Below are 9,229 nucleotides of genomic sequence, written 5' to 3'. Positions count from 1 at the left end.
GCCTCCGCCTCCCTCTTCGGCCTGGAGCCCACCCCGCCCCCCGTCCTCAGCGAACGCGAACGGCAGTACCTGCTCGGCTTCCTGGCCGCGATCCCGGCGGGCGGCCCCGGCGTCCCGGTCCTCCCGCCGGACGCGCCCTTCAGCCCCGAGCACGCCCTGTGGGTCAACGGCACGCTCGCGGGCCTGTATTCACGCACGACGGCCCCGACTCCCGTACCCGTACGGCAGGTTGTCATCCTGTGGGCCTCGCAGACCGGCAACGCCGAGGAGTTCGCCGCCGCCACCGCCGCCCGCCTCACCCAGGGCGGACACACCGCGTCCCTGGTCGAGATGGACCAGGCCGACCCGGCCGCGCTGCCCTCCGACGCCGATCTCCTCCTGATCACCAGCACGTTCGGCGACGGCGACGCCCCCGACAACGGCGCCGGCTTCTGGGCGGGCCTCACCGCGCCCGACGCCGGACGGCTGGAGGGGCGCCGGTACGCGGTCCTCGCCTTCGGTGACTCGTCGTACGACGACTTCTGCGGCCACGGGCGCCGACTCGACGACCGGCTGGACGAGTTGGGCGCCGTGCGCCTCGCGCCGCGCATCGACTGCGAGCCCGACTACGAGACGCAGGCGTCGGAGTGGCTGGACCAGGTGCTGGGGGCGCTCACCGGGGCACCCGCGACTCCCGAGCCGCCCAAGGCCGTTGCCCGTCCCCGCCCGAGCCGCCCCGCCTCCGCGACCGGCCGCCTCGTCGGCAACGTCCTGCTGAGCGGCGCCGGTTCGGGCAAGGAGGTCCGCCGGTTCACGTTCGACACGCGCGACAGCGAGGTCCCGCTCGTCTACGAGGCCGGCGACGCGCTCGGCGTACGGCCCCTCAACTCGCCGACCCTGGTGAAGGAGTGGCTGACCGTCACCGGAACCGACCCGGACACCCCGGTCGGCGTCGAGGGGGACCAGGTCCCGTTCGACGAGGCCCTGTCCCGGTACCTCGACATCACCCGCGTCACGCCCTCCCTGCTCCGCTTCGCCGCCGAACGCACCCGCGACCCACGGGAGTTGCGCAAGCTGCTGCGGCCCGACAACAAGGACGAGCTCGCGAAGTGGTCCTGGGGGCGCCAAGCCGTCGACGTGGCCGCCGAGTTCGGGATCGAGGCGGACGCGCAGGAGTGGGCCGACGTCATGGGACGGCTCCGCCCCCGCCTGTACTCCATATCGTCCAGCCCGCTCACCGACCCCCACCTCGTCTCGCTCACCGTCTCCGTCGTCCGCTACGAGAACCGCGAGGGCCGCCCCCGCCAGGGCGTCTGCTCCCCGTTCCTCGCCGACGCCGAACCCGGCACCGAGGTCCCGCTGCACGTCCAGCGCTCGCCCCACTTCCGGCCGCCCGCCGAGTCCGGCGTCCCCACGATCATGATCGGCCCCGGCACCGGCGTCGCCCCCTTCCTCGGCTTCCTCCACGAACGCCGCGCACGCGGCCACCGCGCCCCCAACTGGCTCTTCTTCGGCGAACAGCGCCGCTCCACCGACTTCTACTACGAGGACGAGCTCGCCACCCTCCTCGCCGACGGCACCCTCACCCGCCTCGACACCGCCTTCTCCCGCGACCAGCGCGCCAAGGTCTACGTCCAGGACCGCATGCGCGAACACGGCCCCCAACTCTGGTCCTGGCTCCGCGAAGGCGCCCGCTTCTACGTCTGCGGCGACGCCTCCCGCATGGCCAAGGACGTCGACCGCGCCCTCCGCGACATCGCGATGCTCCACGGCGGCATGACGGAGGCGGAGTCGGCGGCGTACGTGAAGCAACTCGCGGCGGAGAAGCGGTACATGCGGGACGTCTACTGAGCCGCGTACAGAAACCCGCACAGACGGCGGAGGCCCGAACCACCGTGGACACGCTGCGAAGGTGATGTTCCGGTCAATCAGAATTGCACAAAGCCTTACAGGGTGATTGCTTCACCTGTACGCGGGACCTAGGGTGTGGCTGGCTCAGGAGTAACCGTTTCACCAGCAGTGCTCCCACGTCCGCGCGGCGGTCCGCACGGAGACGGGGTGAGTTGACGAATCGTCAGTGAAACGTGCCGCTGTTCGGTTCGGCAACAGCATCCGACAGGAACTGACGTGCCCAGGACGGGGCACGGAGAACCGAGGAAGGTCACGGCCCATGCCGCACCCGAACCAGCACCCGCCGCTCCCGACGGACGCCCGGCGGCCGGTCGTCAGCCGCCGCCGGCTCCTGGAGGGCTCCGCCGCCGTCCTGGGAGCCCTCGCCCTCCCCACCGCCTCGAACGCGCGGGCGGCCGGTGGAAACACGCAGCAAGCGGTTGCACAACCCGAGTGGAACGGCCGCATCGACACCTTCCGCGTCGGCACCCAGCCCCCGCACACCACTCTGATGCCGTACGACGGCCTCACCGCCGCCCTCAAGGCCGACCGCACCCGCTCCCCGTACCGCCAGAGCCTCGACGGCAACTGGAAGTTCGCCTACGCGGACCGCCCCGAGGACCGCGACGAGGACTTCCACCGCACCGACCTCGACGACCGCGCCTGGGACACCATCCCGGTCCCCTCGGTCTGGCAGCGGCACGGCTACGACTTCCCGATCTACATCAACATCACCTACCCCTGGTGGGGCCCCAACGGCTTCGGCGAGAACGCCCAGCCGCCCGCCGCCCCCACCCGCTACAACCCGGTCGGCCAGTACCGCCGCACCTTCACCGTCCCCCGCGACTGGTCGGGCCGCCGCACCTTCCTGCACTTCGAGGGCGTCAAGTCCGCGCACTACGTGTGGATCAACGGACAACTCGTCGGCTACAGCGAGGACTCGTACACCCCCGCCGAGTACGACATCACCCCGCACCTGAGACCGGGCACCAACCAGATCGCCGTCGAGGTCTACCGCTACTCCGACGGCGACTGGCTGGAGGACCAGGACATGATCCGGCTGAGCGGCATCTTCCGCTCGGTCTACCTCTACTCCACCCCGCCCGTCCACCTGCGCGACTTCAAGCTGGAAACACCGCTCGCAACCGGTTACACAACAGCCGACCTCGCCGTCACCGCGAGCGTCCGCGCCTACGACGGCACCCAGGGCGCCTACACCGTCGACACGATGCTGTACGACCAGCAGGGGCACCCCGTCTGGCCGCGCCCCCTCAGCCAACGCGCCGACGTCACGGCCACCGGCGAGGACGTCACCGTCACCGCCTCCCGAGCCGTACCGAAACCGCGCCTGTGGTCCGCCGAGGACCCCTACCTCTACACGGCCGTCCTCCAGCTCAGAAACCCCGCCGGAAAAGTCGTAGAGACCGTTTCCCACCGCGTCGGCCTGCGTGAATTCGCCCTGAAGGACGGGCTGATGCGCATCAACGGCAAACCGGTCTCCTTCCGGGGCACCAACCGCCACGAGATGCACCCCGAACGGGGCACCGCGCTCACCCGCGCCGACCTCGTCCAGGACATGAAGCTGATCAAGCAGCTCAACATCAACTCGGTCCGCACCTCGCACTACCCGAACAACCCCCAGTGGTACGAACTCGCCGACGAGTACGGCCTGTACCTCGTCGACGAGACCAACCTGGAGACCCACGGCATCCGCGACCAGTACCCCGGCGACCACGCCGACTGGTCCGCCGCCTGCGTCGCCCGCGCCCAGAACATGGTCCACCGCGACAAGAACCACGCCTCCGTCGTCATCTGGTCCCTCGGCAACGAGGCGGGCGGCGGGCGGACGTTCGTGAACATGCACGACTGGATCAAGTCGTACGACACGACCCGCGTCGTCCAGTACGAGGGCGACGACCGCCCCGGCATCAGCGACATCCGCTCCGAGATGTACGACTCGCCCTCGCGCGTCGAGGCCCGCGCCAAGGACACCGCCGACACCCGGCCGTACGTGATGATCGAGTACGCCCACTCGATGGGCAACTCCACCGGGAACTTCACCAAGTACTGGAACCTGGTACGCCGTCACGACGTCCTCCAGGGCGGCTGGATCTGGGACTTCGTCGACCAGTCCCTCACCGAGCGCACCCCGGTCCGCCAACTCCTCACCGAGACCGGCCCGTTGAAGCTGCAAGGCGAACTCATGTCGTCCGCCGGGTCGTTCGACCGCGAGAAGGGGATCTCCGGCGCCACGGTCTTCCCCCGCGACCCCGGCCTCGACCTCACCGGCTCCCTCACCCTCGAAGCCTGGATCACCCCCCGCGTCACCGGATTCCACCAGCCGATCCTCGCCAAGGGCGACACCCAGTACGCGCTCAAACAGAGCAACGAGTCGGTGGAGTTCTTCATCCACGGCGGCGGCCAGTGGGTCACCGCGAGCTGGCCCCTGCCCGCCGACTGGACCGGCCGCGAACACCACGTAGCCGGGGTCTTCGACGCCGACGCGGGCACCGTCACCCTCTACGTCGACGGCGTCTCCCGCGCGACCCGCACGACGACCCGCCGCCCCGGCGTCAACACCGCCCCCCTCGCCCTCGCCAACGACACCGACAACCACACCCGCGAGTTCAGCGGCACCATCCGCCGCGCCCACGTCTACGCCCGCGCCCTCACCGCCGCCGAACTCGCCTCCACCACACGGCAGTCGAGCGACGAAGGCGTCCGCTTCTGGTTCGACGCGGCCACCGTCGGCCACAGCGAGAAGAAGCCGAAGGAGAAGACGTACTTCGCGTACGGCGGCGACTGGGGCGACCTCCCCAACGACGGCGCCTTCGTCGCCGACGGCATCGTCACCGCCGACCGGGGCCACACCGGCAAGGCCGCCGAGGTCAAGCGCGTCTACCAGGAGATCCAGGCGACCTCGGGGGCGAAACCGGGCGAGGTCACCCTCGTCAACGAGTTCCTTTTCACCAACCTCCGCGAGTTCGACGCGAGTTGGACCCTGGTCCGGGACGGCGAGACCGTCCGGAAGGGCAAGCTCAGCCGCGCCCAGCTCGACGTCGCGCCCCTCACCAGCAAGGCCATCACGGTCCCGGTGCGACTCCCCGCGAAACCGGCCCCCGGCGCCGAGTACTTCCTCCAACTCGCCTTCACCCTCAAGGAGTCCACCCCCTGGGCGAAGTCGGGCCACGAGGTCGCCCGCGCCCAGCTCCCCCTCGACGCGGGCAGCCCGGCGGTAACACCCGTACCGCTCACGGACGTTCCGGAGCTGACCCACACCGAGGACGCCGCGAAGGTCACCGTTACCGGCGAGGACTTCACCGTCGTCGTCGACAAGGCGAGCGGCCTCATCACCTCGTACACCGTCGACGGCCGCCCCCTCCTCGTCTCCGCCGGGACCCCCAACTACTGGCGGGCGCCCACCGACAACGACAAGGGCAACGGCCAGCACACCCGCAACCAGACCTGGCGCGACGCGGGCACCCGGCGCGAGGTGAAGAGCGTCACCGTGCGCCAACTCGCCGACAGGGCCGTCGAGATCAACGTCAGCGGCACCCTGCCGACGACCACGCCATCGACGTACACCACCGCTTACACCGTCTTCGGCAACGCCGAGATCAAGGTCGACCACACCCTGCACCCGGGCGCGGCGAACCTGCCCTACATCCCCGAGGTGGGCAGCCTGCTGTTCCTGCCCGCGCGGCTCAGCGAACTGCACTGGTACGGGCGCGGGCCCGAGGAGAACCACTGGGACCGCAACGACGGTACGGACGTGGGGCGTTGGAGCGGCAGCGTCGCCGAGCAGTGGACGCCGTACATCCGGCCGCAGGAGAACGGCAACAAGACCGACGTCCGCTGGGCGGCGCTCACCGACCGGCGCGGGCGCGGGCTGCTGGTGTCCGGTGAACCCCTGCTGGAGATCAACGCCTCGCACCACACGCCCGAGGACCTGTCCGCCGGCGTGCGCCACGACTACCAGCTCACCCCGCGCGCCGAGGTGGTGCTCCGCGTCAACCACCGGCAGATGGGCATCGGCGGCGACAACAGCTGGGGCGCGCACACGCACGACGAGTTCAAGCTCTTCGCCAGCCGCGACTACGCGTACACCTACCGGCTGCGGCCGATCAAGGACGTGACCGACGCGACAGCCGCTTCCCGGCGTCCGACCTCCGCAGAGTAGGAGAATTCCTCACGGAAACGGCCGCCGGACACTGTTTCCGGCGGCCTTCGTGCACCCTGAGGGAAGAGGAAGTCATGGACGAGCGATTCGACGTCGTCGTGCTCGGAGCGGGCCCCGGCGGCTACGTCGCGGCCGTCCGCGCCGCCCAACTGGGCAAGAGCGTCGCGGTCGTCGAAGAGAAGTACTGGGGCGGCGTCTGTCTCAACGTCGGCTGCATCCCCACCAAGGCGCTGCTGCGCAACGCCGAACTCGCCCACATCTTCACCCGCGAGGCGAAGACCTTCGGCATCAAGGTGGAGGGCCAGGTCACCTTCGACTACGGCGAGGCGTACGCGCGCAGCCGCCGCGTCGCCGACGGCCGGGTCAAGGGCGTCCACTACCTGATGAAGAAGAACAAGATCACCGAGCTCGACGGCCGGGGCACCTTCCTCGACGCGAACACCCTCCGGGTCACGGGCCGCGACGGAGAAACGAAAGTAATCGGTTTCAGCGACTGCATCATCGCGACCGGCGCCACGCCCCGCCTCCTTCCGGGCACGAAGAAGAGCGCGCGCGTCGTCACCTACGAGGAGCAGATCCTCGCCGACGACCTCCCCCGCTCGATCGTCATCGCGGGCGCCGGCGCCATCGGCATCGAGTTCGCGTACGTCCTGCACAACTACGGCGTGAAGGTCACCGTCGTCGAGTTCCTCGACCGCGTCGCCCCGCTGGAGGACGCCGAGGTCTCCGCCGAACTCGCCAAGCAGTACCGCAAGTTGGGCATCGACGTGCTCACCTCCACCCGCGTCGAGTCCATCGACGAGTCCGGCGAGCAGGTCCGCGTCACCGTCACCGGCAAGGACGGCGCCCAGCAGGTTCTGGAAGCCGACAAGGTCCTCCAGGCGATCGGCTTCGCCCCGAACGTCACCGGCTACGGCCTGGAGGCGACCGGCGTACGGCTCACCGAGCGCGGCGCGATCGACGTCGACGGCCGCTGCCGTACCTCCGTACCGCACATCTACGCCATCGGCGACGTCACCGCGAAGCTCATGCTCGCGCACACCGCCGAGGCCATGGGCGTCATCGCCGCCGAGACCCTCGCGGGCGCCGAGACCATGGAGCTCGACTACGCGATGATCCCCCGCGCGACCTACTGCCAGCCCCAGATCGCGAGCTTCGGCTACACCGAGCAGCAAGCCCGTGAAAACGGTTACGACGTGAAGGTCGCCAAGTTCCCCTTCACCGCCAACGGCAAGTCCCACGGCCTCGGCGACACCACCGGCTTCGTCAAGCTCATCAGCGACGCGAAGTACGGCGAGCTGATCGGCGGCCACCTCATCGGACCCGATGTCACCGAACTGCTCCCGGAGTTGACCCTGGCGCAGCAGTGGGACCTCACCGTCCACGAGGTCGCTCGCAACGTGCACGCGCACCCGACGCTGGGCGAGGCGGTGAAGGAAGCGGTGCACGGACTCGCCGGGCACATGATCAACATGTGACGCGCGCGATGTGAGCGTTACGCGGGCTCGGTGGCGTCGGTATCGGCGTCGCTGAGCCCGAGCCGCAGGTGCTCCACGTGGTACACCGCCTGGTCCAGCAGTTCGGCGACGTGGTGGTCGTGCAGCGCGTAGACCACGGACCGGCCGCGCCGCTCGCCGACCACCAGGCCGAGGTTGCGCAGCAGCCGCAGCTGGTGCGAGCACGCCGACTGCTCCATGCCGACCTCCGCCGCCAACTCCGTGGCGGGCAGCGGGCCTTCGCGCAGCCGGGCCAGGATCAGCAGGCGGGACGGGGTGGAGAGGGCCTGGAGCGTGGTGGCCACCTTCGTGACGTTGTCCGCGTCGAGGCGCACCCGTTCTGCGGTTTCGGTGGTGACGACTCCATGACCCATGAGAGGCATTCTACCTACCACACATGAACGAATGAATGGGTCTTCATGTGTTCCTGTAAGGTGGGGAGGGTGTCAGCGACCCTTGCTCCCGTGCGCCCTGCCGCCGTCCCGCGCCGCCGTACCCGGCTGCTCGCCCTGCCCGAGGTGCGGTGGGCTCTTGCAGCAACCGTTTTCTTCGCGTTTGCCCTCGCCGTCGACCTCGGCGGAGGGCCGGGCTGGCTGTACGGGCCCCTGTACGCGGTCTCCTACGTCTGCGGCGGATGGGAACCCGCGCTGGAGGGCCTGCGCGCGCTGCGCGAGAAGACCCTCGACGTCGACCTGCTGATGATCGTCGCGGCCATCGGCGCCGCCTCCATCGGGCAGGTCCTCGACGGCGCGCTCCTCATCGTCATCTTCGCGACCTCCGGGGCGCTCGAAGCGCTCGCCACCGCGCGGACCGCCGACTCCGTCCGGGGCCTCCTCGACCTCGCGCCCGAGACCGCGACCCGGGTCACCGACGCCGGCGAGTCCGTCGTCCCCGCCGCCGAACTCGCCGTCGGCGACGTCCTGTTGGTCCGGCCCGGCGAGCGGATCGCCGGGGACGGCAGGGTCGTGGACGGGGTGAGCGAGGTCGACCAGGCGACCGTCACGGGGGAGTCCCTGCCGGTCGTGAAGCGGACCGGTGACGAGGTCTACGCCGGGACCCTCAACGGCACCGGCGCGCTGCGCGTCCGCGTCGAACGCGACCCCGCCGACTCCGTCATCGCCCGCATCGTCGGGCTCGTCGAGGAGGCGTCCCGCACCAAGGCGCCCACCCAGGTGCTGATCGAGAAGGTCGAGCAGCGGTACGCCGTCGGGGTCGTCGTCGCGACGCTCGCGGTCTTCGCGGTGCCGCTCGCCTTCGGGGCCGACCTCACGAGCGCGCTGCTGCGGGCCATGACCTTCATGATCGTGGCCTCGCCCTGCGCCGTCGTGCTCGCGACCATGCCGCCGCTGCTGTCCGCCGTCGCCAACGCCGGACGGCACGGTGTGCTCGTCAAGTCCGCAGTGGCCATGGAGCAGTTGGGGGCCGTGCAGACCGTCGCGCTGGACAAGACGGGAACGCTGACCGAGGGAGTCCCGGAGGTGAGCGGCGTACGGGCGCTCCCCGGATCGGGGCTGGACGAGGACGGCGTGCTCGCGCTGGCGGCTGCGGCCGAACACGCGAGTGAGCATCCCCTGGGCCGGGCGATCGTGGCGGAGGCCGGGGCACGGGGGATCGAGGCGGCCCGGGCGGAGAACTTCGTGGCCCGGCCCGGGTGGGGGGTCGAGGCCGTCGTGGAGGGGAGGAC

Annotated in this window: 5 protein-coding genes; 4 read left to right on the top strand and 1 reads right to left on the bottom strand. The window is 70.3% G+C overall.

The window, feature by feature from the left end; genetic code table 11:
• From AOK24_RS33795 to lpdA, 3 genes are all read left to right on the top strand, one after another.
• Nucleotides 1-1,830, top strand: a 1,830-nt coding sequence (locus AOK24_RS33795) for a diflavin oxidoreductase (RefSeq protein ID WP_167376884.1), incomplete at its 5' end; no start/stop codon positions are given.
• A gap of 319 nt (nucleotides 1,831-2,149) precedes the next feature.
• A complete protein-coding gene (locus AOK24_RS33790) occupies nucleotides 2,150-6,049 on the top strand; it encodes a glycoside hydrolase family 2 TIM barrel-domain containing protein (RefSeq protein WP_055723823.1) in 3,900 nt (1,299 codons plus the stop codon).
• A gap of 74 nt (nucleotides 6,050-6,123) precedes the next feature.
• Nucleotides 6,124-7,527, top strand: coding sequence for a dihydrolipoyl dehydrogenase (lpdA, locus tag AOK24_RS33785; RefSeq protein WP_055723822.1), 1,404 nt, complete (start codon nucleotides 6,124-6,126; stop codon nucleotides 7,525-7,527).
• Nucleotides 7,528-7,544: 17 nt separating this feature from the next.
• Here the strand turns inward: lpdA and AOK24_RS33780 are convergent, their stop codons facing one another.
• Nucleotides 7,545-7,919: an ArsR/SmtB family transcription factor gene (locus AOK24_RS33780; protein WP_055723821.1), complete on the bottom strand. Its 375-nt coding sequence runs from the start codon at nucleotides 7,917-7,919 to the stop codon at nucleotides 7,545-7,547.
• Between the two features lie 45 nt (nucleotides 7,920-7,964).
• Here AOK24_RS33780 and AOK24_RS33775 point away from each other — a divergent pair.
• Nucleotides 7,965-9,229, top strand: a 1,265-nt coding sequence (locus tag AOK24_RS33775; protein WP_206191315.1) for an HAD-IC family P-type ATPase, incomplete at its 3' end; no start/stop codon positions are given.

The organism is Streptomyces niveiscabiei (assembly GCF_001419795.1).
Taxonomy (GTDB): Bacteria; Actinomycetota; Actinomycetes; order Streptomycetales; family Streptomycetaceae; genus Streptomyces; species Streptomyces niveiscabiei.
The sequence above is the reverse complement of the archived record's forward strand: the minus strand, read 5'-3'. Positions and strand labels throughout refer to the sequence as shown.

Bases quoted from the DNA above. Each gene is read 5' to 3' on its own strand.
- AOK24_RS33790 (WP_055723823.1), top strand. From the start codon at position 2,150: ATGCCGCACCCGAACCAGCACCCGCCGCTCCCGACGGACGCCCGGCGG.
- AOK24_RS33780 (WP_055723821.1), bottom strand. From the start codon at position 7,919: ATGGGTCATGGAGTCGTCACCACCGAAACCGCAGAACGGGTGCGCCTC.
- lpdA (WP_055723822.1), top strand. From the start codon at position 6,124: ATGGACGAGCGATTCGACGTCGTCGTGCTCGGAGCGGGCCCCGGCGGC.